Below are 24,398 nucleotides of genomic sequence, written 5' to 3'. Positions count from 1 at the left end.
ATCATGAGTTGGCTCGAAAAACTGTTGCCGCCCAAGATCCAGCAAACCGACCCCGCCGAGCGCCGCACGGTGCCCGAGGGGCTGTGGATCAAGTGCCCGTCCTGCGAGACGGTGCTCTACAAGACCGACCTGGAGCAGAACGTCAACGTCTGCCCCAAGTGCTCGCACCACCACCGCATCGTTGCCCGCGCCCGCCTGGATGCCTTCCTCGACGGCGAAGGCCGCTACGAGATCGGCCAGGAGGTGCTGCCGGTCGACGCGCTGAAGTTCAAGGACAGCAAGAAGTACCCCGACCGCCTGAAGGAAGCGCTGGAGAACACCGGCGAGACCGACGCGCTCGTGGTGATCGGCGGTTCGGTGATGAGCGTGCCGGTGGTCGTGGCCTGCTTCGAGTTCGACTTCATGGGCGGCTCCATGGGTTCGGTGGTCGGCGAGCGCTTCGTGCGTGGCGTCGAAACCGCCATCGAGCAGAAGACGCCCTTCATCTGCTACACCGCCACCGGCGGCGCCCGGATGCAGGAAGGTCTGCTCTCCCTGATGCAGATGGCCAAGACCAACGCGGCCCTGACCAAACTGGCCAAGGCCAAGTTGCCCTATATCAGCGTGCTGACCGACCCGACCATGGGCGGCGTCTCGGCCTCGTTCGCCTTCGTCGGTGACGTGGTGATCGCCGAGCCCAAGGCCCTGATCGGCTTTGCCGGCCCGCGCGTGATCGAGAACACCGTGCGCGAGAAGCTGCCGCCGGGCTTCCAGCGTGCCGAGTTCCTGATGGAAAAGGGTGCCGTCGACATGATCGTCGACCGCCGCCAGCTGCGCGAAACCATCGCCCGCCAACTGGCCATGCTGCAGCGCCAGAGCGCCGACGCTGTCGCCTGAACCTGAAAAGCTCTTGTGACACCGGCGGCCAGGCCCTCAAGCCTGGCCGTCTTCATTTGCGAATCGAACATCCATGAACCTCGACGACTGGCTGGCCCATTGCGAACGCCTGCACCCCAAGCAGATCGACATGACGCTGGAGCGCGTGGCGCGCGTTCGCGATGCGCTGGGCCTCAAGTTCGAGGCGCCGGTCATCATGGTGGCGGGCACCAATGGCAAGGGCTCGACCTGCGCCATGCTGGAGTCGGTGGCCTTGCAGGCGGGCTTTCGCGTCGGGCTCTACATCAAGCCGCACCTGGTGCATTTCCAGGAGCGCTGCCGCGTGGGCGGCGCGCCAGTGGAGGCTGATTCGCTCTTGCCGCATTTCGAAGCCGTGGAGAAGGCGCGCGGCGATGTGTCGCTGAGCTATTTCGAGTTCACCACGTTGGCCATCATGCGGCGCCTGAGCCAGGAGCCGCTGGACCTGGTCATCCTCGAAGTGGGCCTGGGTGGCCGCCTGGACGCCGTCAACTGCATCGATGCCGACTGCAGCATCATCACCAGCATCGACCTGGACCACACCGAATACCTGGGGCCGGACCGCGAATCGGTGGGCCGCGAGAAGGCCGGCATCATGCGGGCCGGCCGACCGGTGGTGGTGAGCGATCCGATGCCGCCGGCATCGCTGGCTGCGCGTGCTGCCGAGATTGGCGCTGACCTGCGCCAGTTGGGCAAAGACTTCAGCTTCAACGGCGACCGCCAGCAATGGCAGTGGGTGGGCCGCGAGAAGCGCTTCTCCGGCATGGCCTACCCCTCGCTGCGCGGCGTGAACCAGCTGCTCAATGCCTCGGGCGTGCTGGCGGCCTTCGAGGCCCTGTACCAGCAACTGCCGATCAGCGCACAGGCGGTGCGCACCGGGCTTTCGATGGTTGAATTGCCAGGGCGTTTCCAGGTCGTGCCGGGCCAGCCGGCCCTGGTGCTGGACGTCGCGCACAACCCGCATGCGGTGGCGGCGCTGGCGCAGAACCTCGACCAGATGGGCTTCTTCCCGCGCACGCATGCGGTGTTTGGTGCGATGGCCGATAAGGACCTGGCGCAGATCTTCGAGCGCATCGCCCACCTGGTCGACGACTGGCATTTCTGCGACCTCGAAATTCCCCGCGCCGCCAAGGCTGACGCGCTGGCCGAGACCTTCGAGTCGCTGCGCGCGGCGGGGCGCTTGAAGACGACCGGTCAGCCCTCAATTCACAGGCACGCCGACCCGGTTTCCGCCCTGTCGGCTGCAGCGGCCGCCGCAGACCCCGCTGATAGAATTCTGGTCTTCGGCTCCTTCTACACCGTGGGCGGTGTGCTCAAGAACGGAGTGCCGCGGCTGCAGTCGGCCAAGCACCTGCCGACCTGATTGCCTTTGCTATCCAGCCCCTCCACCGGAACCTGCCAAAACCATGGGTTTGATGTCCTTCTTCAAGCGCGGTACGGACAAGCCGGCGGCCAAGCCGGTGGCGGATTCGGCCGACGCGGTGCAGCAGCTGCGCCTGCGCGCCCGCCGTCGCCTGATCGGCGCCGCCGTGCTGGTGCTGATCGGCGTGATCGGCTTCCCGCTGGTGTTCGAAACCCAGCCGCGCCCCATCCCGGTGGACCTGCCCATCGACATTCCCCGCAAGGAAGGCGCGGCGCCGCTGCAGATCCCGGCTGCGCCGGCCTCTCAGTTGGTGGCTGCGGCGCCGGTGCAGCAGCCGATGGTTGAGCCTGCAGCAACCGCGGCCAGTCTGCCGACCGAAACCAAGCCGGTGAGCGAGAGCAAGATCCAGCCGCCGGTCAAGGCAATTGAAAAGCCGGTTGAAAGACCGGCTGAGAAGCCAGCAGAAAGGCACACCGACAAGCCTCAAGACAAGGCAGCTGAAAAGGCCGCTGCAAAAGCCTCCGAGAAGGCCGCCGCCGACAAGGCGGCGCGCGAATCGGCCCGCATCCAGGCCTTGCTCGAGGGCAAGCCAGCCCCCAAAGCCAGCGAGGCGGCACCGGGCCGCTTCATCGTCCAGGTCGGTGCCTACGGTGAGGCCAAGGCCGCGCAGGAAGCCCGCATGAAGGTCGAGAAGCTGGGTCTGAAGACCTATACGCAAGCCGTCGAGACGGCCGATGGCAAGCGCATTCGCGTGCGCGTCGGCCCCTATGGTGACCGCGCCGAGGCCGACAAGGCGGCCGCCAAGGTCCGCAGCGCCGGCCTGCCGGTGCAAGTGCTGACGCTTTGACAGCGGAGTCCGCATGAGCACGCTCGATTGGATCCTGCTGGCCTTGCTGGCCATCTCCGTCGGCGTGGGCTTGTGGCGCGGCCTGGTGTTCGAGATCCTGTCCATCGTGGGCTGGTTCGTTGCCTACTTCACTGCTCCTTATGTGTCGCCCATCGTGGCCCAGTGGCTGCCCGATCAGCGCATGAGTCCGGCGACGCTGCAGGTCGCGGCCTTCGTCGTCGCCTTCCTGCTGGTGCTGCTGGTCTGGAGCCTGGGTGCCAAGCTGGTGCGAATGCTGATCCATGCCACGCCGCTCAGCCTCGTTGACCGCGTCGGCGGTGCCGGCTTCGGCGTGCTGCGGGGCGTGCTGTTCGCCTTGCTGGCCGTGCTGCTGATTGGCCTCACGCCGGTGCGAGAGACGCCGTCCTGGCAGGATTCGGTGCTCGCGCCGCCCTTGCTGGCGCTCCTGCAGGGCATCAAGCCGGTGCTGCCGGAGCAACTCGTCAAATTCATCCCGGCCTGAGCGTCACGAGCGCTAGTGTCGGCAAGCTTCTAGAAACCAAGGATCTCCATCATGTGCGGCATCGTGGGTGTGCTCTCCAAGCAGCCGGTCAATCAACTGATCTATGACGCCTTGCTGCTGCTGCAGCACCGCGGCCAGGACGCTGCCGGCATCGTCACCATGCAGGGCCACAAGTGCTTCATGCACAAGGCGCGCGGCATGGTGCGCGACGTGTTCCGCACCCGCAATATGCGCGCGCTGCCGGGCACGGTGGGCCTCGGCCAGGTGCGCTACCCGACGGCTGGGAATGCCTACAACGAGGAGGAGGCCCAGCCCTTCTACGTCAATGCGCCGTTCGGCCTGGTGCTGGTGCACAACGGGAACCTGACCAACGCCCATGCGCTGAAGGACGAGCTGTTCGAGAACGACCGCCGCCACATCAACACCGAGAGCGACACCGAGGTCCTGATCAACGTGCTGGCGCATGAGATCGAGCGCGTGGCGCGCGACCTGCCACTGACGCCTGACTCGATCTTCGAGGCCGTGCGTGCGGTGCAAAAGCGCATCAAGGGCTCCTACGCCGTGATCGCGCTGATCGCCGGCCATGGCCTCTTGGCCTTCCGCGACCCCTTCGGCATTCGCCCGCTGTGCTTCGGCCAGGCCGATGACGGTGAGTTCATGGTGGCCAGCGAAAGCGTGGCGCTGGAGGGCACGGGCCACAAGCTGATCCGCGACGTGGAGCCCGGCGAGGCCTTGTTCATCGACACGGCAGGCAAGGTCCATACCCGCCAGTGCAACGACAGCCCGAGCCTCAATCCCTGCATGTTCGAGTTTGTCTACCTGGCTCGCCCAGACTCGGTGATGGATGGCATCTCGGTTTACCAGGCCCGCCTGAACATGGGCGAGACCCTCGCCCAGCGCCTGATCTCAACCATGCCGCCGAGCGACATCGATGTGGTGATCCCCATCCCCGAATCGAGCCGCCCCTCGGCCATGCAACTGGCCCATCGCATCGGCAAGCCCTACCGCGAAGGCTTCGTCAAGAACCGCTATGTTGGCCGCACCTTCATCATGCCGGGGCAGGGCGCCCGCAAGAAGTCGGTGCGCCAGAAGCTCAATGCCATCGGCCTCGAGTTCAAGAACCGCAATGTGCTGCTGGTGGACGATTCCATCGTGCGCGGCACCACCTCCAAGGAAATCGTGCAGATGGCTCGCGAGGCTGGTGCCCGCAAGGTCTACCTGGCTTCGGCCGCGCCGCCCGTGCGCTTCCCGAATGTCTATGGCATCGACATGCCGACCAGCGAAGAGCTGATCGCCCACAACCGCACCATCGAAGAGATCCGCGCCTACATCGGCGCCGATGCGCTGATCTACCAGGACGTGGATGCGATGAAGCGCGTGGTCGCGGCCTTGCGCCCGGGGCTCAATGGTTTCGAAGCGTCCTGCTTTGACGGCAAGTACGTGACCGGCGATGTGTCGGTGGAGGACTTCGCCACCATCCAGGCCCAGCGCAAATCGCAAGGCGATGAGGAAGAAGAGTCCGCCCGCACGCGCCTCGCGCTGCAAAGCCGCACGGAGGGCTGATGAGCATGAGCGACGAAGAGCGCCGCATCGCGCGCGCCACGCTGCCGGCAGGTCTGCGCCCCGAGACCCTGGCCGTGCGCACGGCCCTGCCGCCCAGCCAGCACGGCGAGAACTCCGAGGCGCTGTTCCTGACCAGCGCCTATGTGCAGCCCGATGCCGCGACCTCGGCGCAGCGCTTTGCCGCGTCGGAAGACTTCACCTACTCGCGCACCAGCAACCCCACGGTGCGCAGCCTGGAAACCCGTCTGGCGGCCATGGAAGGCACGGAAGCCGCCATCGCCACCTCCACCGGCATGAGCGCCATCCTGCTGCTGTGCATGGGCCTCTTGAAGGCGGGCGACCACGTGATCTGCTCGCGCTCGGTGTTCGGCTCCACGATCAATCTGTTCGCCAAGGAGTTCGGCAAGTTCGGCGTCGAGACCAGCTTCGTCTCGCAGACCGACCTGCAGGACTGGCAGGCGGCGATCAAGCCCGCGACCAAGCTGTTCTTCGCCGAGACGCCGACCAACCCGTTGACCGAGGTCTGCGACATCCGCGCGCTGGCCGACATGGCCCATGCGGCGAATGCGCTGCTGGTGGTCGACAACACCTACTCGACGCCCTCGCTGCAGCGGCCGGCGGAGTTCGGTGCGGACCTGATCATGCATTCGGCCACCAAGTACATGGATGGCCAGGGCCGCGTGATGGCCGGTGCGCTGTGCGGCCCCACGCGCCTGATCAAGGACGTATTTGGCCCGGTGATGCGCACGGCGGGCATGGTGTTGTCGCCGTTCAACGCCTGGGTTGTGCTGAAGGGACTGGAGACGCTTGGGCTGCGCATGCGCGCCCAGAGCGAGCAGGCCCTGGCCGTGGCGCACTGGTTGGAGGCTCGGCCCGAAGTGGCACGTGTCTACTACCCATCGCTGGCATCGCATTCTCAGCATGAGTTGGCGATGCGCCAGCAATCCGGGCAGGGCGGGGCGGTGCTGTCCTTCGAACTGCAGGGTGAAACACCAGAGGCTGCGCGCGCCGCGGCCTTCCATGTGATCGACAGCACCCGCGTGCTGAGCATCGCCACCAACCTGGGCGACACCAAGTCCATCATCACGCACCCGGCGACCACCTCGCATGGCCGCCTGAGCGAAGAACAACGCCGCGCTGCCGGCATCAGCCAGGGCTTGATCCGCCTGGCCGTCGGCCTCGAGCATGTGGACGACATCACCGACGATCTGCTGCGCGGCCTTTCCACCTTGAAGAACCGATGAGCCAACAAGCTTCCACTCCCGTGCGCACCCGCATTGCGCCTTCGCCCACCGGCTTCCTGCACCTGGGCACGGCCCGCACGGCGCTGTACTCCTGGGCCTATGCCCGCCACCACGGTGGTCAGTTCGTGCTGCGCATCGAAGATACCGACGTGGCCCGCTCAACTCAGGATTCGGTCGACCAAATCCTCGCTTCGATGAAGTGGTTGGGCCTGGAGTACGACGAAGGCCCGATCTACCAGATGCAGCGCCTGGAGCGCTATCACGCGGTGGTCGATCAGCTGATCGCTGAAGGCAAGGCCTACCGCTGCTACTGCACCCCCGAGCAGCTCGAGGCGATGAAGGCGGCGCAAGACGCGCGCGGCGAGAAGCGCCGCTACGACGGCACCTGGCGCCCCGAAGCCGGCAAGCAACTGCCTGCAGTGCCCGAAGGCGTGCAGCCGGTGGTGCGCTTCAAGAATCCGGTGGACGGCGACGTGACCTGGAATGATCTGGTCAAGGGCCCGATCACGATCAACAACCGCGAGATCGACGACCTGATCATCGTGCGTCCGGACGGCGTGCCGACCTACAACTTCGCCGTCGTGGTGGACGACTGGGACATGGCCATTACGCATGTGTTCCGTGGTGATGAGCACATCAACAACACGCCCTGGCAGATCAACATCTTCAACGCACTGGGCGCCCAACTGCCGGTGTTCGGCCACCTGCCCATCATCCTCGGCGATGACGGGCAGAAGCTTTCGAAGCGGCGCGGTGCGGTGAGCGTGACGGCCTACGAAGACAACGGCTACCTGCCCGAGGCCATGCTGAACTACCTCTCGCGCCTGGGCTGGAGTCATGGCGACGACGAGTTGTTCTCCAGCGAACAGATGGTCAGCTGGTTCGATGGCACGCATTTGTCCAAGAGCCCATCGCAATGGGATCCTGCCAAGCTGGAATGGGTCAACAGCCAGTACATCAAGCAGATCGACGAAGGTCGTCTGGCCGCGCTGGTTTCGGCCCAGCTCGCCAAGCGCGGCATTGCTGCCGACGCGGCTCAGTTGCAGCCGATGTGCAGTCTGTTCAAGGACCGTTGCGCCACCACCGTTGCCTTGGCAGATTGGCTCAGCATGTACTTCGCGGACGTCATGCCCTCGGGCGAAGAGCTGGCCGCGCATGTCACGGAAGCGGTGAAGCCGGCTGTTGCGGCGCTGGCCGACAAGTTCGCGGGGATCGAATGGAACAAGGCTTCCATCCAGGCGGCGATCAAGGAAGTGATCGCCGCGCACGGCCTGAAGATGCCGCAACTGGCCATCCCGGTTCGCGTTCTGGTCTGCGGGCGTGCGCAAACGCCGTCGGTTGATGCGGTGCTCGAACTGTTCAGCAAAGAAAAAGTCATCGAACGCTTGCGCGGGGGATGAAAACCGGTCTATACTCTTGGTCTTGCTTGAACAGCGCGATACATTGAATCGCAAGCGGCTTCGGAGAATAAATACTCTCGCTGGCTTGAGGATCAAAGTAACCGAAGTTGGCTGCTGAAACTGAATGCGGAAGCGGACAGTGAATGCAAACAAACCGGGGGTATAGCTCAGCTGGGAGAGCGCTTGCATGGCATGCAAGAGGTCAGCGGTTCGATCCCGCTTACCTCCACCAAGTTTTCTTGAGTGGCGCGCAGTTCAGGTGCAGAAGGATTAGTCCCCTTCGTCTAGAGGCCTAGGACACCACCCTTTCACGGTGATTACAGGGGTTCGAATCCCCTAGGGGACGCCAGATTTATCTGGGCAATTCCGTCGAAAGACGGGCAAGTTTGGTAAGCTTGGCAGGAGTTTGAGAAATTAAACTTCTGCACAAATTACCCCACGCGGAGTGGTAGTTCAGTTGGTTAGAATACCGGCCTGTCACGCCGGGGGTCGCGGGTTCGAGCCCCGTCCACTCCGCCAAGGTTTGCTGATATGAGCGGCCATTCAGTTGGCCGCTTGTATTTTGATGGTATAGTTAGTTTGTGACACGCTTGAACAGCGCGCCCTGATTGAAGTAATTCAAATGGGGGTATAGCTCAGCTGGGAGAGCGCTTGCATGGCATGCAAGAGGTCAGCGGTTCGATCCCGCTTACCTCCACCAAGTTTTCTTGAGTGGCGCGCAGTTCAGGTGCAGAAGGATTAGTCCCCTTCGTCTAGAGGCCTAGGACACCACCCTTTCACGGTGATTACAGGGGTTCGAATCCCCTAGGGGACGCCAGATTTATCTGGGCAATTCCGTCGAAAGACGGGCAAGTTTGGTAAGCTTGGCAGGAGTTTGAGAAATTAAACTTCTGCACAAATTACCCCACGCGGAGTGGTAGTTCAGTTGGTTAGAATACCGGCCTGTCACGCCGGGGGTCGCGGGTTCGAGCCCCGTCCACTCCGCCAACATTCGAAAGCCCCGATTGCGTATGCGGTCGGGGCTTTTTCTTTGGCTTTTCAGTTCTTTGTTGCGCCAATATTCAATATTGGCAGAGCTTCATCGAACATTATGATTCGGCAATTGGTTGGGTGATTGGCCCGCATTACCGAGTTGCCCGAAGGATGCCGCGCAAGAATAGCAATTCAGATCGTCCCGTACAGCGCCTTGCGCTGGGCTGTGTAATGCCACCAGGGGCTCGGCGCGGCGCCAGACATGAAATCAACTGCTGCCATGAAAGTATCAAGCACGCAGGGATCGTGGCGCTGTTCGGTGCGGGCGCAAAGCTCCTGGTAGAGCACGAAGGCGTCGCGGCCTCGCAGCTCGCGAGGTGTCTTGATGCCCAGCAGTCGCAGATCGGCGGCGGCCGCCGGACCGATGTTAGGGATCTGCTCCAGTTCTTTGCATTCGTCGCGGTGCTGGGCCTTGGTCGGATGCGGCATGGGCTGGTGGTCGCGGCTCAGAACTGGGAACGGATCAAGCCGACGGCCAGGCCTTCGAGTGCAAAACTCTCATCGCCGTTACTGACGATGATGGGCTCGAACTCGGGGTTCTCGGGAAGCAGTTCGATGCCGCTACGGCCGCGCTTGAAGCGCTTGACCGTGACCTCGTCGCCCAGCCGTGCCACCACGATCTGGCCGTTCTTGGCTTCGCTTGCCCGCTGCACGGCGAGCAGATCGCCATCGACGATGCCGACGTCACGCATGCTCATGCCCTTGACCCGCAGCAGGTAGTCGGGCTTGCGGGCGAAGAGGCTGGGCTCGACGTTGTAGTGCTGCTCTATGTGCTCCTGCGCCAGGATGGGATGGCCGGCGGCCACTCGGCCCACCAGCGGCAGGCTCAGTTGCGCAATGCCGGGCACGGGCAGTGAAAACTGGCGCTCGCGAGCCTCACGTGCCTCGTTCAGGGCACGCAATGTGTCAGACTTCAGCCGGATACCACGCGAGGTGCCGCCCACCAGTTCGATCACGCCTTTGCGGGCCAGCGCCTGCAGATGCTCCTCGGCGGCATTGGCCGAGCGATAGCCCAACTCGTTGGCGATTTCGGCACGGGTGGGTGGGGCGCCAGTCTGCGCGATGGACTCGCGCACCAGGTCGAGGATTTGCTGTTGGCGGGCAGTGAGTTTGGGGCTGTCGTCCACAAGGTCCTCTTTGCGTTGGTGCTGCCTCGGCAGGCTGCGGGCTGCAGCTACAAGCGGCGGCTGAGTATTTATCCAGTGGCTGTATTTTCATCCAGGAATTTCCAAATTGCAAAACAAAGCTGATCGCATCGTCATTCTCGGAACCGGCGGCACCATCGCCGGCAAGGCGGCAGATGCGGCTGACAACGTCGGCTACGTGGCAGGGCAGGTGTCCATCGAACAACTGGTGCAGGCGGCACCGCCGCTGGCGGCGTATCTGCTTGAGACCGAGCAGGTGGCGCAACTTGACAGCAAGGACATGGATTTCGCGACCTGGCAGTTGTTGGCCCGAGCGGTTGATCGGCACCTCGCCAGGCCCGAGGTCCTGGCCGTTGTCATCACGCACGGTACGGATACGCTCGAAGAGACGGCCTTCTTCCTCCAGCGGGTGCTGGCGCCAGGCAAGCCGGTGGTGTTGACGGCGGCGATGCGGCCGTCCACGGCCCTGATGCCCGACGGCCCGCAGAACCTGCTGGATGCGGTGGCGGTGGCCGCGCAAGCGGAGTCGGGCGTGCTGGCGGTGATGAACGGCCGCGTGCATGGCGCCGAGCGCCTGCGCAAGGTGCACAGCTATGCGGTTGATGCCTTTGCCTCGGTCGAGTCAGGCCCCTTGGGCTTGGTGGAGGAGGGCAGGCTGCGCTGGCTGGGTGCAATGCCGGAGTCGGCTTCGGCGCTGGGCTTGTCACGCATTGCAAAGGACGCCAAGGACTGGCCCTGGGTGGAGCTGATCCAGAACTATGCGGGTGCCGATGGCAGGGGCGTCGATGCGCTGCTGGCGCAAGGTGTGAACGGCATCGTGGTGGCCGGCACGGGGAATGGCACCTTGTCCGTGCGCTTGAGCGTTGCGCTGGAACGTGCTCAGGCGCAGGGCGTTCGTGTGCTGCGCAGCACGCGCTGCGACGCCGGCCCAGTGATAGGCGGCGTGCTGCCCAGCGCGGGAGCGCTGAGCCCGGTCAAGGCGCGTGTCGAGTTGCTGCTGCAACTGCTGGCCTGACCGGGCAAGGCCGCGATCAGACCATCAGGCGACGGTCAGCGTCACGTCGATATTGCCGCGCGTGGCGTTCGAGTACGGGCAGACCTCGTGGGCCGTTGCCACCAGGGCTTCCAGGGCGGCACGGTCCATGCCGGGCACCGAGATCTTCATGTCGACGGCGATGCCGAAGGCGCCCGGCTTGCCGGCCATCGGGCCGATGCTCACGCTGGACGAGATCGAGACCTCGGCCGGCAGCGCGATCTTTTGGCGAGCCGACACGGCCTTCATCGCGCCGATGAAGCAGGCCGAGTAGCCAGCCGCAAACAGCTGCTCGGGGTTGGTGCCGGGGCCGCCGGCGCCGCCCAGTTCCTTGGGTGTGGACAGCGCGACGTTCAGCGCGCCGTCGCTGGAGGCAGTCTTGCCTTCGCGGCCGCCGGTGGAGGTGGCGTGGGCGGTGTAGAGAGCTTTTTCGATGGCCATGATGGGTCCTGTCAGGGTGGGGTGAGGGTGGTGGCTGCGGCGTCGCCGAGCTGCTGTCGCAACTCATGCAGACGCCGGGTGAGGGAACTCAGTTCTTCCAGCGAGCAGGCGGCGGCGCAGGCCAGCTGGGGCGGTATGGTCAGGGCTTGCTGCTTGAGCGCCAGGCCTTGGGGATTCAGGAAGATCTCGACACGCCGCTCGTCATCGCTGGCCCGCTGGCGATTGATCAGGCCGGCAGCTTCCAGTCGCTTGAGCAGTGGGGTCAGAGTGCCCGAGTCCAGCGACAAGCGCTGACCCAGGGTGGAAACGCTGATGCCGTCCTGCTCCCAAAGCACCAACATCACCAGGTACTGCGGATACGTGAGGCCGAGCGGCTCGAGCAAGGGCTTGTAGAGCTTGGTCATCGCCAGCGAGCTGGAATAGAGCGCAAAGCAGAGCTGCTGATCAAGCCGCAGCCAATCTGCTGCTGCTGCTGCGCTCTGCTTGCCGGGTGTCTTGCTGCGTGCCATGGGTGATAATGTAGTTCGCAATTAAATTGCGCACAATTTATGTGGTTATTGCGAGCTCGGCTCGCTGCAATGGAGATCAAAGAAATGACGATGCTCGCCAATGTGCTGGTCGGCCTGGTGGCTGCCTTGCACCTGTATTTCCTGGTGCTGGAGATGTTCTTCTGGACCAAGCCACTGGGCCGCAAGGTCTTCAGGCTGGAGCCCGATTTCGCCGAGGCCAGCAAGGTGCTGGCGGCCAACCAGGGGCTGTACAACGGCTTCCTGGCGGCAGGACTCGCCTGGGGTCTGCTGGCCGGCAAGGCCGATGTGCAGCTGTTCTTCCTGGGCTGCGTGGTCGTGGCTGGCGTGTATGGCGCGGCCACGGTTGGCAAGAAGATTCTCTTCGTACAGACGCTGCCGGCGGCTGTCGCGATAGCCGCCGTTTTGGCGAGTTAGGCGGGAAGAGCGAGAAAGGCGCTCAGGCGGCCGCAGCGTGCATCGCGTCGACCTGGCCGCTCAGTTCGAGCCAGCGCAGCTCGGCAGCTTCCAGCTCGTCATGGATGGCCTTCAGACGCTTGCCCACATCGGCGATCTGGGTCGGCGTGGCTGAGCCGCTGGCGAGCTGGGCCTCGAGCGCGGTGCGCTCGTCGGCCAGCTTGTTCAGCTTGGCGTCGATGCCTTCCATTTCCTTGCGTAGCGGGCGGGTCTGCTCGGCCAGCTTCTGGCGTGCCTGGCCGCTGGCCTTGCGGTCTTCCCGCGAGGCAATGGGGGCAGGCGGAGGAGGCGCTGCCACCACGACAGGCGCTGCCGGTGCAGAAGCCGCTTTCTTTGCTGCTTCTTTGGCCAGCTTGGCCGCTTCCTTGGACTGGTCCAGCAGCCACTTCTGGTAGTCGTCCAGGTCGCCGTCGAAGGGGCCGACGCCGCCCTTGGTGACCAGCCAGAACTCGTCGCAGACCTCTCGCAGCAGCGCGCGGTCATGACTGACCAGCATGACTGTGCCTTCAAACTCGTTGAGCGCCATCGAAAGCGCCTCGCGGGTCTGCAGGTCCAGGTGGTTGGTGGGTTCGTCCAGCAGCAAGAGGTTGGGGCGCTGCCAGACCAGCATGGCCAGTACCAGACGCGCCTTTTCGCCACCCGAGAGGCTGCCGACAGCCTGGTTGACCATGTCGCCAACAAAGCGGAACTGGCCCAGGAAGTCGCGCAGTTCCTGCTCCCGCGCGGAGGGGCTGACCTCCTTGGCCAGCCTGACCATGTGCATCAGCGGGCCTTCGTCGGGCCGCAAGACATCCATTTCCTGCTGGGCGAAGTAGCCGATCGAGAGGCCTTTGCCCTCGGTGATCTTGCCGCCCATGGCGCGCTGCATGCGGGCCACCGTCTTCACCACCGTCGACTTGCCCTGGCCGTTGGCGCCCAGGATGCCGATGCGCTGGCCGGCCAGCACCGAGCGGTCGATGCCGCGCACGATGATCTTCTCGCCTTCATCGGTGTCGTAGCCGCAGGCCACTTCATCGAACATCAACATCGGGTTCGGCAGGCTGACCGGCTCGCGGAACTCGAAGGAGAAATCTGACGCGGTGAGCACCGGCGCGAGTCGTTCCATCCGCTCCAGCGCCTTGACGCGGCTCTGCGCCTGCTTGGCCTTGCTGGCCTTGGCCTTGAAGCGGTCGATGAACTTCTGCAGATGGGCCATGCGGTCCTGCTGCTTCTCGAAGGCCGCCTGCTGCAAGACCATGCGCTCGGCGCGCATCGCCTCGAAGGCCGTGTAGTTGCCGCCGTAGCGCATCAGCTTGGCGTCGTCGAGATGCAAGGTCACCTTGGTGATCGCGTCGAGGAATTCGCGGTCATGGCTGATGATGATCAGCGTGCCTTCATAGCGCTGCAACCAGGCTTCCAGCCAGACGAGGGCGTCCAGGTCCAAGTGGTTGGTCGGCTCGTCCAGCAGCATCAGCTCGGCCGGGCACATCAGCGCTCGGGCCAGTTGCAGGCGCATGCGCCAGCCGCCGGAGAAGCTGTTCACCGGCGCGTCGACCTGCGCGCCCTTGAACCCGAGGCCCATCAGCAGGGCCTGCGCGCGCGGTTTGGCGTCAAAGGCGCCGGCATCCATCAGCAGGCCGTGGGCATCGGCCATGGCATGGCCATCCTCGGCCGCCTCGGCTTCTTCCAGAGCCTTGCGCGCGGCCATCAGGCGGGTGTCACCTTCCAGCACGAAGTCGGTGGCCGGCATGTCGGTCTCGGGCATGTTCTGCGCCACTTCGCCGACGGCCCATTGGCGCGGAATCTCGACCTCGCCCTTGTCGCTTTGCAGCCGATCGGTCAGCAGCGCGAAAAGACTGGATTTGCCCGCGCCGTTGCGGCCCACCAGGCCGACCTTCTCGCCGGGTTGCAGGGTGACGCTGGCGTCGTCGAGGACGACCTTGGTGCCGCGTCGCAGCGTGATATTGCGCAGGGTGATCATGTGTTCAGACTGTCTTTCGTCACCAGCAATACCTGGTCATCTCCGGCCGATGCTTCCATCCAGGCCACTTCCAGCTGCGGGAACGCAGCCTCGAAAAATTCGCGTTCATTGCCGATCTCAAGCACCAACACGCCTTGCGCGCTCAAGTGCTTCGGCGCGGCGGCCAGCAACTGGCGAACGAAGTCCATGCCATCTGCGCCGCCGGCCAGGGCAAGCTCGGGCTCGGCAAGATACTCGGCCGGCAGCTTGGCCATCGAGCCGCTGTTCACGTAGGGTGGGTTGCACAGGATCAGGTCGTATTCGCCATTGGCTGGCGCCAGGCCGTCGCCTTGCAGGAGGCGGATGCGATCCTGCAGGCCGTGCTTGTCGACATTGATGCGGGCAACGGCCAGCGCATCCGGGCTGAGGTCGATGGCATCGACTTCGACCTCGGGCCAAGCCATCGCCGCCAGCACGGCCAGGCTGCCGTTGCCGGTGCACAGGTCCAGCACGCGCTTCGTCTGATCCGAGAGCCAGGGGTCGATGCTTGCGTCGGCAATCAGCTCGGCGATGAAGCTGCGCGGCACGATGGCGCGCTCGTCCACATAGAAGGGCACGCCCTGCAGCCAGGCCTCACGGGTCAGGTAGGCCGCCGGTTTTCGGGTGGCGATGCGCTCGCCCACCAGGGTTTCGATCTCGGCCAGCTGCGTTGGGGTCAGGTCTTGCTCGGCGTGCTCGTCCAGCGAATTCAGCGGCAGCGAGAGTCGCCACAGAGCGAGCCAGGCGGCTTCATCGAAGGCATTGCTCGTGCCATGCCCAAATGAAACGCCCGCCTCGGTCAGGCGGGCGGCTTGTGCCTCGATGCAGGCGATCAGGGTGCTTGTCACAGCAGCAAATTCTCCAGGGTGCGCCGGTAGATGGCGGTCAAAGGCTCGATGTCGGCCACGGGCACGTATTCGTCGATCTTGTGGATGCTGGCGTTGATGGGGCCGAACTCGATCACCTGGGGGCAGATCTTGGCGATGAAGCGGCCATCCGAGGTGCCGCCGGTTGTCGAGAGCTCGGGCCGCCGGCCGGTCACGGCCTCGACCGCAGCGGCCAGCGCTTCCGAAAGGCTGCCCGCCGGCGTCAGGAAGGGTTCGCCGCCCAGCGTCCACTCGAGCCGGTAGTCCAACTGATGCCGGTCCAGCAGCGCATGCACGCGCTGCTTGAGACTCTCGGGCGAGGACTCGGTCGAGAAGCGGAAATTGAAGTCCAGCACGCAGTCGCCCGGGATCACATTGCCAGCGCCCGTGCCGGCTGCGATGTTGGAGATCTGGAAGGTCGTGGCCGGGAAGTACTCGTTGCCGCGGTCCCACTCGATGCTCACCAGTTCGGCCAGCGCCGGTGCGGCCTGGTGGATGGGGTTGCGGGCCAACTGCGGATAGGCCACATGGCCTTGCACACCGAGCACGCGCAGCTTGCCGCTCAGCGAGCCACGCCGGCCATTCTTGGCCATGTCACCGAGTTGCTTCACGGAGGTGGGCTCGCCGACGACGCAGAAATCCAGCCGCTGGCCGCGCTCGCGCAGCTTGGCGCAACAGACCACGGTGCCATCGCGCGCCGGGCCTTCCTCGTCACTGGTCAGCAAGAGCGCGACGCTGCCACGGTGCTGCGGATGCTGAGCCGTGAACTGCTCGGCTGCCACCACCATGGCGGCGACCGAGGTCTTCATGTCGGCCGCGCCGCGCCCGAACAGCTTGCCGTCGCGGAAGCTCGGCACGAAGGGCGCCGACTTCCAGTCGCTCAGCAGGCCCGGCGGCACCACATCGGTGTGGCCTGCGAACACGAGCACCGGGCCGTCGGCCGCACTGCCGCGGCGGATCGCCCAGAGATTGCTGACGCGGAAATCGGCCGGCCCACTGTCCATGCGCTCGCACACAAAGCCCGCAGCCTCCAGGCGCTCGGCGATCAGCGTCTGGCAGCCGCCATCCTCGGGTGTCACCGAGGGGCGCGCAATCAGCGCTTCGACGAGGGCCTGGGTAGAGCTCATGTGTTCATTCGCCCTTCACGTCCAGCTGGATTTCGGTGAAGCTGGCCTGGTCGCTGGCCGGCTCTTCCTTCTTGGGCGCTTGCTTGCCGGTGGCGGGGCCTTCGTTTTGCAGACGCCAGATCAGGTTGGTCGGCGAGTCGGCGTAGAGCAGGCCTTCCTCACGGGTGATCACGCCGTCGCGTATCAGCTTGGCGAAATGTTCCTCGAAGGCCTGCGAGCCTTCGGCAATGGACTTCTCCATCGCTTCCTTGACGCCGTTGAAGTCGGACTTCTCGATCAGCTCGGACACCAGCTTGGTGTTGAGCAAGATCTCGACCACCGGCACGCGGCCGCCCGCCGTCGCACGCACCAGGCGCTGCGAGACGATGGCCTTCAGGCCGGCAGAGAGGTCGTTCAAGAGGGCGGGACGCGATTCCGGCGTGTAGAACGAAAGAATCCGGTTCAGTGCGTGATAGCTGTTGTTGCCGTGCAGGGTGGCCAACACCAGGTGGCCCGACAGCGCGTACGAGATCGCTGCCGTCATCGTCTCGCGGTCGCGGATCTCGCCGATCAGGATGCAGTCCGGCGACTGGCGCAGCGCGTTCTTCAGCGCCACCTGCAGCGAGGCCGTGTCGCGGCCCACTTCGCGCTGGTTGACCACCGAGCGCTTGTTGCTGAACAGGAACTCGACCGGGTCCTCGATGGTGAGGATGTGGCCCGCCATGTTCTGGTTGCGCTGCTCCAGCATGGCCGCGAGCGTGGTGCTCTTGCCGGTGCCGGTGGCGCCCACCATCAGGATCAGGCCGCGCTTTTCCTGCACCAGCTTGCCGAGGATGGGCGGCAGGTTGAGGCTGTCCAGCGACGGGATCATGTGCGGGATGTGACGGAACACAGCCGCGATGGAGCCGCGCTGGCGGAAGCCCGACAGCCGGAAGCTGCCCACCTTGGGCACAGACACGGCCATGTTCAGCTCGCCGGTCTTGTCCAGTTCTTCCAGTGCGTCTTCGCCCACCACCTCGGCAATCAGCTGCCGAGGTTGCGAGGGCGTCAGCTGCTGATCGGAGAGCTGGAGCATCTGGCCGTTGATGCGTATCAGCACCGGCATGGCCGCCGACAGATAGGCGTCCGACGCCCCCTTCTCGGCCATCAGGCGCAGGATGCGCTCCATGTTCCCACCACTCATGCGGACTCCCTGTTGCTGGAAGAAATTCAGGCGCGCAGCAGCTCGTTGATTGAGGTCTTGGCGCGGGTGCCCGCGTCGACCTTCTTCACGATGATGGCGGCATAAAGGCTGTACTTGTCGCTCTTGGGCAGCGAGCCGCTGATCACCACCGAGCCGGCGGGCACTCGGCCGTAGCTCACGGTGTCGGTCTCACGGTCGTAGATCGGCGTGCTCTGGCCGATGTAGACGCCCATGGAGATCACCGAGTTCTCTTCGACGATCACGCCCTCGACCACCTCGGAGCGGGCGCCGATGAAGCAGTTGTCCTCGATGATGGTCGGGTTGGCCTGCAGCGGCTCGAGCACGCCGCCGATGCCGACGCCGCCGGACAGGTGGACGTTCTTGCCGATCTGCGCGCAGGAGCCGACGGTGGCCCAGGTGTCGACCATGGCGCCTTCGTCGACGTAGGCGCCGATGTTCACGTAGGAGGGCATCAGCACCACGTTCTTGCCCTGGAAGCTGCCCCGGCGCGCCACGGCAGGCGGCACCACGCGCACGCCGGTGGCACGGATGGCTTCATCGCTCATGCCGGCGAACTTGGTCGGCACTTTGTCGAAGAAGGTCAGGTCGCCCGAGCCCATGATGTGGTTGTCGTTCAGACGGAAGGACAGCAGCACGGCCTTCTTGATCCACTGGTGCACGGTCCACTGGCCGACGGCCTGGCGCTCGGCCACGCGCAGGCGGCCGCTGTCGAGTTCGCTGATCACGTGCTCAACGGCCTCGCGCACCTCGGCGGGCGCACTGGCGGGGCTGAGCGAGGCGCGACCTTCCCAGGCGAGATCGATGACGGATTGCAGTTGTTGGCTCATTTGGAGGGGGAGGCTAGGTAGGTTTTCGTGAAGCGGACGATGCGTTCGGCCGCTTCCAGGCATTCGGCTTGATCGGCCACCAGGGCCAGGCGGACTCGTCCGGCGCCCGGGTTGTGCCCATGCGCCTCCCGGGCCAGGAGACTGCCCGGCAGGACCGCGACATTGTATTGAGCCAGCAGGCCCTGGGCGAAGGCGACATCGTCTCCGCCAGGGACTCCCACCCAGAGGTAGAAGCCGGCGTCAGGCAGGGCCACGTCCAGCACTTCGGCGAGCAGCGGCGTTACCGCCGCGAACTTGGCACGGTACTGCTCGCGGTTGGCCTGCACATGGGCTTCGTCGTTCCAGGCGGCGACGCTGGCGGCCTGCACCATGGGGCTCATGGCGCTGCCGTGGTAGGTGCGGTAGAGCAGGAATTTCTTCAGGATCGCAGCGTCGCCCGCCACAAAGCCCGAGCGCATGCCCGGCACATTGCTGCGCTTGGAGAGGCTGCTGAACACGACGAGATTGCGCAAGTCCGTGCGGCCCAGTTGCTGGGCCGCTTCCAGCGCGCCGAGGGGCGCCTCCTCGCGGAAATAGATCTCCGAATAGCACTCGTCCGAGGCGATCACGAAGCCGTGGCGGTCGCTCAGCGCGAACAGCTCGCGCCATTCAGCGAGCGGCATCACGGCACCCGTCGGGTTGCCTGGGGAGCAGACATACAGAAGCTGGGTGCGGGTCCAGGTGGCCTCGTCGATCTGGCTCCAGTTGGCTGCGAAGTTGCGGGCGGGGTCGCTGTTGGCAAACGCGGTCTGCGCACCGGCCAGCAGGGCTGCGCCTTCGTAGATTTGATAGAAGGGGTTGGGGCAGACGACGGTAGCGCCGGGCCGCGTCGGGTCGATCACCGTCTGCGCGAAGGCGAACAAGGCCTCGCGCGAGCCATTGACCGGCAGAACCTGTGTGGCGGCGTCCAGCTTCACGCCATAGCGCCGATCAATCCAGGCGGCGATGGCGGCTCGCAGCGCCGGATCGCCGGCCGTCAGCGGGTAGCTAGACAGGCCCTTCAGGTTGGCCATCAAGGCCTCTTCGACCACGCCGGGGGCCGGATGCTTGGGCTCGCCCATGCCCAGCGAGATGGGCCGCAGGGCCGGGTTGGGCGTGATGCCCTGGGTGAGCGCGCGCAGGCGCTCGAACGGGTAAGGATGCAGCCGCTCGAGCAGCGGATTCACAGGAAAACTCATGGCCCGGATGATAGGGGAGCGAGGGCGCTCGGCAGCCTGCTGCGCAGGCCTCAAAGCCAGCCCGCGCAGCCCGGCGCGCCACAGCGGCAGGCCAGTCTTCCTGCGTGGTGGCTGCTGCCGTAGTCGACCGTCAGTTCTTCGCCAAGGGCGATTTCGCGCAATGCGAAGAATTCGATCTCGCCGCCCTCGACCTGCAGGCGCGCATTGGGGCTGCAGCCGTGGTTGGTGAAGCGCATCGGATCGTCGGAGCGGGTGGCGTCGATCGCCCGGCTGGCCGAGATCTCGACCAGCATCAGGCGCTGCCGACCTTCCGCTCGGCGGCGCGCCTCGGCCACGGTGATGGCCTCGCCGGTCAGCGCGCCAATCTTGGCTGCCGCCGGGATGGCCTCGGCCGCGAATACGCCATAGCCATCGATGCGGCTGCGCCGCACGGCGACGGCGTAGTGCTGGTGGGCGGAGTTCGAGGCGAAGGCCAAATGCGGCTCAGTGCAGGCTCGGCAAGTCTTGGTGCGTCTCAGCGAAGCAGGCCGGACTCAAAGCCATGCGTCGGCAGGTCGACGCGCGGCTCGGGCTTCCAGCCCTTCTTGCGGTGCTCGACCACCACATTGGTGTAGATGCCACCGCGCACATACCACTTGGCCGTGATGCGGATGAAGCGCGGCTTGGTGACCTTGACGATGTCTTCGAGGATGGTGTTGGTCACCTTCTCGTGGAAGGCACCTTCGTCGCGGTAGCTCCAGAAGTACATCTTCAGGCTCTTCAGCTCCACGCAGTACTGGTCCGCGATCATGTCAATCGTGAAGTGGGCGAAGTCGGGCTGGCCGGTCAGCGGGCAGTGGCAGGTGAACTCGGGCACCTGGAACTGGATCACGTAGTCGCGCTCGGGCGCCGGGTTCGGGAAGGCGTGCAGCTCCTTGCTGGGGCGCGAGGGCGGGTTGGGCGGCATCTCGCGCTGCTTGGGCGCCAGGCTGCTGCCGGGCTTCTTTGCGGCGGCCTTGGTACCAGTCGTCGCTGCAGGCTTTGCGCTGGTCTTGGGGGCGGCTTTTGCCGCAGGTTTGGTCGATGCGGCAGAGGTGTTCTTGGCCATGTGGGGTCAATGCTTGCGCCCGGGTCTGCACGCAGACGCCAAGGCATTTTTGGGGAGGGCCCGATGGTATCATCCCGACCCGAGACAAAGCCCCGCGAAGGGGCTTTTCTTTCGATAAATCAACGGCTTAGCAGTTCGATCACCACCGATGCGCCTGAACTCGATCAAGCTCTCGGGCTTCAAGTCCTTTGCCGACCCGACCAACTTCCAGCTGCCCGGGCAACTGGTCGGCGTGGTCGGACCCAACGGCTGCGGCAAGTCCAACATCATGGATGCGGTGCGCTGGGTGCTGGGCGAAAGCAAGGCCTCGGAGCTGCGCGGCGAGTCCATGCAGGACGTGATCTTCAATGGCTCGGGCAACCGCAAGCCGGCCAGTCGTGCCAGCGTGGAGCTGGTGTTCAGCAATGAAGACGCGCGGGCCGGCGGCCAGTGGAACCAGTTCACCGAGATCGCGGTCAAGCGCGTGCTGACCCGCGACGGCACCAGCAGCTACTTCATCAACAACCAGCCGGTGCGCCGCCGCGACGTGCAGGACGTGTTCCTCGGCACCGGCCTTGGCCCCCGCGCCTACGCCATCATCGGCCAGGGCACGATCTCTCGAATCATCGAGAGCAAGCCGGAAGAGATGCGCATGTTCCTCGAGGAGGCGGCCGGCGTCTCCAAGTACAAGGAACGCCGTCGCGAGACCGAGAACCGGCTCAAGGACACGCGCGAGAACCTGACCCGCGTCGAAGACATCCTGCGCGAGCTGAACAACAACCTCGAGAAGCTGGAGCGTCAGGCCGAGGTCGCCGCGAGCTACCGCAGCCTGCAGGAGCAGGGCACGCTCAAATTGCACCAGCTGTGGTTCCTGAAGCACCGCGATGCGGCGGGTGAGGAAGCACGGGTCAAGGCCGCGCAGTCGGAAGCGGTGAATGCGCTCGAAGCCCGCATGGCTGAGCTGCGCCATGTCGAGGCCGAACTTGAGACAGTGCGTCAGGCCCATTACGCCGCGGGCGATGAGCTGCATGCATCCCAAGGCCGCATGGCCGAGGCCCAGCTGGAAGTGAGCCGGCTGGAAGAGCGCATCCGCTATGTGGTCGAAGGCCGCAACCGCGTCGAGCAGCGCATCGCCGAGTTGAAGGCGCAGGACCAGCAATGGCAGGAGCGTTCTGCTTCAGCCACCGAAGAGCTCGAGAACATCGCGACCCAGATCGCCATGGCCGAGGAGCAGAGCGAGATCCTCGCTGCCCAGGCCGAGGAGCAGTCGCTCAACCTGCCGACCATTGAAGACGCGGTGCGCGCCGCGCAGGGCAAAGCCAACGAGCAGCGCGTCCACGTGACTCAGGTCCAGCAGCAGATCCAGGTGTTGGCCGCCGACAGCCGCAACATCGAGGAACAGTCGCGCACGCTGCGCACACGCCGCGAGCGACTCGCCACCGAGCGTGCCGGCCTCGCCGCACCGGACACCGAAAAGCTCGCTGAACTGAAGACGCAAAGCGCCGCCGCCGATGAGCAGCGCGAATTGGCCGACGCCCGCCTGCACGAACTCTCCGAGCAGGTGCCGGCGCTCGACGAGGCCCGTGCTGCTGCCCAGGCTGATGGCAACGCCCAGTTGGCCAAGCAGGCCGACCTCTCGGCCCGCCTGGAAGCGCTGCGTGCGCTGCAGGAGAAGGTGCAGACCGAGGGCAAGCTGAAGCCCTGGCTGGCCAAGCATGGGCTCGATGGCCTGGCCGGCCTGTGGACCAAGCTGCACATCGAATCCGGCTGGGAAAACGCACTCGAAGCCGCACTGCGCGAGCGCATGGGCGCGCTGGAAGTCGGCCGCCTCGACACCGTGCGCGCCTTCGCCGCCGATGCGCCGCCGGCTCGCATGGCCTTCTATTCGCCGCCACCGGCCGGCATCGCCAACACGCACGAAACGCTGCCGCGCTTGTCGGAGCTGCTGCGCTTGAACGACGCGGGGCTCAAGGCCCTGCTGAACGACTGGCTGGAAGGCGTCTACACCGCTGGTTCCATCGACGAGGCCCTGGCCGGCCGGTCCAAGCTCACCCACGGCGAGGTCATCATGACCCGCGAGGGCCACGCGGTCAGCCAGTTCGCCGTGGCCTTCTATGCGCCTGATTCCGAGCAGGCCGGCCTGCTGGCCCGCGCCCAGGAAATCGAGAACCTGGAGCGCGAGCTGCGCGCCCAGGGCCTGATCACCGAAGACGCCAAGACCCGCGTGGTGCGGGCCGAAGCGGCCTACACCGAGGCCGCCCAGCGCCTGGCCGGCGTGCGTCGCGAGGCGAGCGAAACCCAGACTCGCGCGCATCAGCTTCATGTCGAACTGCTGCGCCTGTCGCAACAAGCCGAGGCTGCCAGCACCCGCCGCAGCCAGCTCGAGGAAGAGCTGGCCGAGATCGACGCCCAGGCCGAAGAGCTGCAGGAGCGCCGCATGACCGGCGAAGCCCGCTTCGAGGAACTGGACCTGCAGCTCGCCAACACGCAGGAGAAGCACGCCGAGCTGGAAGAGGGCGTGATCAACGCCGAGCGCAAGCTGGCGGAAGCGCGCGAGCAACTGCGTGCGCTGGAGCGTCGCTCGCAAGAGGCGCAGTTCAGCGCCCGCGCGCTGGCTTCGCGCCGGGGTGAGCTGCAGCGTTCGATCGAGACCGCGCAGGCCCAGGTCCAGCAGAACCAGGCCTCGAGCGAGAGCCTGCAGAACGAGCTGACCACGCTGAACGACGCCGCCGCGCAAGCCGGCCTGCAGGACGCCCTGGCATTGAAGGCCGAGCGCGAGCAGGCCCTGGCTGCCGTGCGCGGCAATTACGACGACCTGAGCCTGCGCCTGCGCAGGGCCGACGAGCAGCGCCTGGAGTTCGAGCGCAGCCTGGACCCGCTGCGCGAGCGCATCACCAAGCTGCAGCTCGAAGAGCAGGCCGCGCAGCTCGGCGGCGCTCAGTACATGGAGCAGCTTACCGCTGCTGCTGTGGACATGGAGGCGCTCGCCAAATCCATCGAGGAGGGCCAGGTCAAGCTCTACGGCCTGCAGGGCGAGATCGACCGCATCAACCGCGAGATTGCCGCCCTCGGTGCCGTGAATCTGGCCGCGCTGGACGAGCTCACCACTGCCCGCGAGCGCAAGACCTTCCTCGATGCGCAGAACGCCGACCTGCAGTCCGCGATGAAGACGCTGGAAGACGCGATCCACAAGATCGACCTCGAGACCCGCGACCTGCTGGGCGCGACCTTCGAGCAGGTCAACATGCATTTCGGCCGCATGTTCCCGACGCTGTTCGGCGGCGGCCAGGCCAAGCTCGTGATGACCGGCGACGAGATCCTCGACGCTGGCGTGCAGGTGATGGCCCAGCCGCCCGGCAAGAAGAACTCGACCATCCACTTGCTCTCGGGCGGCGAGAAGGCGCTCACCGCGATTGCGCTGGTGTTTGCGATCTTCCAGCTGAACCCGGCGCCGTTCTGCCTGCTCGACGAAGTCGATGCGCCGCTGGACGACGCCAACACCGAGCGCTATGCAAAGCTGGTCTCCGAAATGAGTGCCGGCACGCAGTTCCTCTTCATCTCCCACAACAAGATCGCCATGGAAATGGCCAAGCAGCTGATCGGCGTCACGATGCAGGAGCAGGGCGTGTCCCGCATCGTGGCCGTCGACATGGAAGCCGCATTGACGATGGCCGAAGCCTGAGCACC

At 65.3% G+C, this 24,398-nt stretch carries 22 protein-coding genes and 6 tRNA genes; 16 read left to right on the top strand and 12 right to left on the bottom strand.

What is annotated here, in order from left to right:
* Positions 1–3 precede the first annotated feature (3 nt).
* The 13 genes from accD to J7U46_RS00740 all read left to right on the top strand — a co-directional run bounded on the left by accD (position 4) and on the right by J7U46_RS00740 (position 8,800).
* Complete coding sequence (gene accD, locus J7U46_RS00800; protein WP_282822906.1) at positions 4–876, top strand: acetyl-CoA carboxylase, carboxyltransferase subunit beta; 873 nt, start codon at positions 4–6, stop codon at positions 874–876.
* 73 nt (positions 877–949) lie between these two features.
* Positions 950–2,257: a bifunctional tetrahydrofolate synthase/dihydrofolate synthase gene (folC, locus tag J7U46_RS00795; protein WP_282822905.1), complete on the top strand. Its 1,308-nt coding sequence runs from the start codon at positions 950–952 to the stop codon at positions 2,255–2,257.
* Between the two features lie 43 nt (positions 2,258–2,300).
* Positions 2,301–3,104 carry an SPOR domain-containing protein gene (locus tag J7U46_RS00790; protein ID WP_282822904.1) on the top strand — a complete coding sequence of 268 codons (804 nt, stop codon included), beginning with the start codon at positions 2,301–2,303 and terminating at the stop codon, positions 3,102–3,104.
* 13 nt (positions 3,105–3,117) lie between these two features.
* Positions 3,118–3,606 (top strand): CvpA family protein, encoded by a 489-nt coding sequence (locus J7U46_RS00785; protein ID WP_282822903.1) that lies wholly within the window; start codon positions 3,118–3,120, stop codon positions 3,604–3,606.
* A gap of 51 nt (positions 3,607–3,657) precedes the next feature.
* Entirely contained in the window at positions 3,658–5,169 is a 1,512-nt protein-coding gene (purF, locus tag J7U46_RS00780; protein WP_282822902.1) for an amidophosphoribosyltransferase, read from the top strand.
* A 5-nt stretch (positions 5,170–5,174) separates the two neighbouring features.
* Positions 5,175–6,413 carry an O-succinylhomoserine sulfhydrylase gene (locus tag J7U46_RS00775; protein ID WP_282822901.1) on the top strand — a complete coding sequence of 413 codons (1,239 nt, stop codon included), beginning with the start codon at positions 5,175–5,177 and terminating at the stop codon, positions 6,411–6,413.
* Positions 6,410–7,813, top strand: a complete 1,404-nt coding sequence (gltX, locus tag J7U46_RS00770) for a glutamate--tRNA ligase (RefSeq protein WP_282822900.1) — start codon at positions 6,410–6,412, stop codon at positions 7,811–7,813. The genes J7U46_RS00775 and gltX overlap by 4 nt, the downstream gene beginning before the upstream one ends.
* A 156-nt stretch (positions 7,814–7,969) precedes the next feature.
* A tRNA-Ala gene (locus J7U46_RS00765) sits at positions 7,970–8,045 on the top strand.
* Between the two features lie 41 nt (positions 8,046–8,086).
* Positions 8,087–8,162, top strand: a tRNA-Glu gene (locus J7U46_RS00760).
* 93 nt (positions 8,163–8,255) lie between these two features.
* Positions 8,256–8,332, top strand: a tRNA-Asp gene (locus J7U46_RS00755).
* A gap of 105 nt (positions 8,333–8,437) precedes the next feature.
* Positions 8,438–8,513 (top strand) — tRNA-Ala (locus tag J7U46_RS00750).
* A gap of 41 nt (positions 8,514–8,554) precedes the next feature.
* Positions 8,555–8,630 (top strand) — tRNA-Glu (locus J7U46_RS00745).
* 93 nt (positions 8,631–8,723) lie between these two features.
* Positions 8,724–8,800: transfer RNA gene (locus J7U46_RS00740), tRNA-Asp, on the top strand.
* A gap of 177 nt (positions 8,801–8,977) precedes the next feature.
* On the opposite strand, the gene J7U46_RS00735 is transcribed toward J7U46_RS00740, so the two are convergent.
* Both J7U46_RS00735 and lexA read right to left on the bottom strand, forming a co-directional pair.
* Entirely contained in the window at positions 8,978–9,274 is a 297-nt protein-coding gene (locus J7U46_RS00735) for a helix-hairpin-helix domain-containing protein (RefSeq protein ID WP_282822899.1), read from the bottom strand.
* A gap of 17 nt (positions 9,275–9,291) precedes the next feature.
* On the bottom strand, positions 9,292–9,972 hold the full coding sequence (lexA, locus tag J7U46_RS00730; RefSeq protein ID WP_282822898.1) for a transcriptional repressor LexA: 681 nt from the start codon (positions 9,970–9,972) through the stop codon (positions 9,292–9,294).
* A 106-nt stretch (positions 9,973–10,078) separates the two neighbouring features.
* Between lexA and J7U46_RS00725 the strand changes: the two genes are divergently transcribed.
* Positions 10,079–11,005 carry an asparaginase gene (locus J7U46_RS00725; protein ID WP_282822897.1) on the top strand — a complete coding sequence of 309 codons (927 nt, stop codon included), beginning with the start codon at positions 10,079–10,081 and terminating at the stop codon, positions 11,003–11,005.
* 24 nt (positions 11,006–11,029) lie between these two features.
* On the opposite strand, the gene J7U46_RS00720 is transcribed toward J7U46_RS00725, so the two are convergent.
* Positions 11,030–11,464, bottom strand: coding sequence for an organic hydroperoxide resistance protein (locus J7U46_RS00720; RefSeq protein WP_282822896.1), 435 nt, complete (start codon positions 11,462–11,464; stop codon positions 11,030–11,032).
* An 11-nt stretch (positions 11,465–11,475) separates the two neighbouring features.
* On the bottom strand, positions 11,476–11,973 hold the full coding sequence (locus J7U46_RS00715) for a MarR family transcriptional regulator (protein ID WP_282822895.1): 498 nt from the start codon (positions 11,971–11,973) through the stop codon (positions 11,476–11,478).
* Between the two features lie 84 nt (positions 11,974–12,057).
* Here J7U46_RS00715 and J7U46_RS00710 point away from each other — a divergent pair, with 84 nt between their 5' ends.
* Positions 12,058–12,408 carry a DUF1304 domain-containing protein gene (locus J7U46_RS00710; RefSeq protein WP_282822894.1) on the top strand — a complete coding sequence of 117 codons (351 nt, stop codon included), beginning with the start codon at positions 12,058–12,060 and terminating at the stop codon, positions 12,406–12,408.
* A gap of 22 nt (positions 12,409–12,430) precedes the next feature.
* Here the strand turns inward: J7U46_RS00710 and J7U46_RS00705 are convergent, their stop codons facing one another.
* The 8 genes from J7U46_RS00705 to queF form a co-directional block, all read right to left on the bottom strand.
* The gene (locus J7U46_RS00705) at positions 12,431–14,407 is read right to left on the bottom strand and encodes an ATP-binding cassette domain-containing protein (RefSeq protein WP_282822893.1); all 1,977 of its coding nucleotides are present in this window, start codon (positions 14,405–14,407) and stop codon (positions 12,431–12,433) included.
* Positions 14,404–15,273 (bottom strand): 50S ribosomal protein L3 N(5)-glutamine methyltransferase, encoded by an 870-nt coding sequence (gene prmB, locus J7U46_RS00700; protein ID WP_282822892.1) that lies wholly within the window; start codon positions 15,271–15,273, stop codon positions 14,404–14,406. Before prmB ends, J7U46_RS00705 begins: the two co-directional genes overlap by 4 nt.
* The gene (dapE, locus tag J7U46_RS00695) at positions 15,270–16,418 is read right to left on the bottom strand and encodes a succinyl-diaminopimelate desuccinylase (protein ID WP_282822891.1); all 1,149 of its coding nucleotides are present in this window, start codon (positions 16,416–16,418) and stop codon (positions 15,270–15,272) included. The genes prmB and dapE overlap by 4 nt, the downstream gene beginning before the upstream one ends.
* 4 nt (positions 16,419–16,422) lie before the next feature.
* Positions 16,423–17,580: a PilT/PilU family type 4a pilus ATPase gene (locus tag J7U46_RS00690; RefSeq protein ID WP_282822890.1), complete on the bottom strand. Its 1,158-nt coding sequence runs from the start codon at positions 17,578–17,580 to the stop codon at positions 16,423–16,425.
* Between the two features lie 26 nt (positions 17,581–17,606).
* Positions 17,607–18,428, bottom strand: a complete 822-nt coding sequence (gene dapD, locus J7U46_RS00685) for a 2,3,4,5-tetrahydropyridine-2,6-dicarboxylate N-succinyltransferase (protein WP_282822889.1) — start codon at positions 18,426–18,428, stop codon at positions 17,607–17,609.
* A complete protein-coding gene (gene dapC, locus J7U46_RS00680) occupies positions 18,425–19,633 on the bottom strand; it encodes a succinyldiaminopimelate transaminase (RefSeq protein WP_282824923.1) in 1,209 nt (402 codons plus the stop codon). Before dapC ends, dapD begins: the two co-directional genes overlap by 4 nt.
* Before the next feature lie 62 nt (positions 19,634–19,695).
* The gene (locus J7U46_RS00675; protein ID WP_282822888.1) at positions 19,696–20,121 is read right to left on the bottom strand and encodes an SET domain-containing protein; all 426 of its coding nucleotides are present in this window, start codon (positions 20,119–20,121) and stop codon (positions 19,696–19,698) included.
* A gap of 38 nt (positions 20,122–20,159) precedes the next feature.
* Positions 20,160–20,591 carry a preQ(1) synthase gene (gene queF, locus J7U46_RS00670; RefSeq protein WP_282824921.1) on the bottom strand — a complete coding sequence of 144 codons (432 nt, stop codon included), beginning with the start codon at positions 20,589–20,591 and terminating at the stop codon, positions 20,160–20,162.
* 289 nt (positions 20,592–20,880) lie between these two features.
* Between queF and smc the strand changes: the two genes are divergently transcribed.
* Entirely contained in the window at positions 20,881–24,393 is a 3,513-nt protein-coding gene (smc, locus tag J7U46_RS00665; RefSeq protein ID WP_282822887.1) for a chromosome segregation protein SMC, read from the top strand.
* The last annotated feature ends 5 nt before the right edge of the window (positions 24,394–24,398 follow it).

The sequence above is a fragment of the Pelomonas sp. V22 genome, assembly GCF_030014915.1.
Classification (GTDB): domain Bacteria; phylum Pseudomonadota; class Gammaproteobacteria; order Burkholderiales; family Burkholderiaceae_C; genus JAUASW01.
Note: the sequence above shows the minus strand (reverse complement) of the source record. Positions and strands in the feature narration are given on the sequence as shown.

What these genes read in the sequence shown, in the direction of transcription:
- smc (WP_282822887.1), top strand. Translation starts at nt 20,881, where the DNA reads ATGCGCCTGAACTCGATCAAGCTCTCGGGCTTCAAGTCCTTTGCCGAC.
- folC (WP_282822905.1), top strand. Translation starts at nt 950, where the DNA reads ATGAACCTCGACGACTGGCTGGCCCATTGCGAACGCCTGCACCCCAAG.
- J7U46_RS00720 (WP_282822896.1), bottom strand. Translation starts at nt 11,464, where the DNA reads ATGGCCATCGAAAAAGCTCTCTACACCGCCCACGCCACCTCCACCGGC.
- J7U46_RS00785 (WP_282822903.1), top strand. Translation starts at nt 3,118, where the DNA reads ATGAGCACGCTCGATTGGATCCTGCTGGCCTTGCTGGCCATCTCCGTC.
- gltX (WP_282822900.1), top strand. Translation starts at nt 6,410, where the DNA reads ATGAGCCAACAAGCTTCCACTCCCGTGCGCACCCGCATTGCGCCTTCG.
- accD (WP_282822906.1), top strand. Translation starts at nt 4, where the DNA reads ATGAGTTGGCTCGAAAAACTGTTGCCGCCCAAGATCCAGCAAACCGAC.
- dapE (WP_282822891.1), bottom strand. Translation starts at nt 16,418, where the DNA reads ATGAGCTCTACCCAGGCCCTCGTCGAAGCGCTGATTGCGCGCCCCTCG.
- queF (WP_282824921.1), bottom strand. Translation starts at nt 20,591, where the DNA reads ATGCCGCCCAACCCGCCCTCGCGCCCCAGCAAGGAGCTGCACGCCTTC.
- J7U46_RS00705 (WP_282822893.1), bottom strand. Translation starts at nt 14,407, where the DNA reads ATGATCACCCTGCGCAATATCACGCTGCGACGCGGCACCAAGGTCGTC.
- J7U46_RS00775 (WP_282822901.1), top strand. Translation starts at nt 5,175, where the DNA reads ATGAGCGACGAAGAGCGCCGCATCGCGCGCGCCACGCTGCCGGCAGGT.
- J7U46_RS00690 (WP_282822890.1), bottom strand. Translation starts at nt 17,580, where the DNA reads ATGAGTGGTGGGAACATGGAGCGCATCCTGCGCCTGATGGCCGAGAAG.
- J7U46_RS00735 (WP_282822899.1), bottom strand. Translation starts at nt 9,274, where the DNA reads ATGCCGCATCCGACCAAGGCCCAGCACCGCGACGAATGCAAAGAACTG.
- J7U46_RS00715 (WP_282822895.1), bottom strand. Translation starts at nt 11,973, where the DNA reads ATGGCACGCAGCAAGACACCCGGCAAGCAGAGCGCAGCAGCAGCAGCA.
- purF (WP_282822902.1), top strand. Translation starts at nt 3,658, where the DNA reads ATGTGCGGCATCGTGGGTGTGCTCTCCAAGCAGCCGGTCAATCAACTG.
- J7U46_RS00790 (WP_282822904.1), top strand. Translation starts at nt 2,301, where the DNA reads ATGGGTTTGATGTCCTTCTTCAAGCGCGGTACGGACAAGCCGGCGGCC.
- dapD (WP_282822889.1), bottom strand. Translation starts at nt 18,428, where the DNA reads ATGAGCCAACAACTGCAATCCGTCATCGATCTCGCCTGGGAAGGTCGC.
- J7U46_RS00710 (WP_282822894.1), top strand. Translation starts at nt 12,058, where the DNA reads ATGACGATGCTCGCCAATGTGCTGGTCGGCCTGGTGGCTGCCTTGCAC.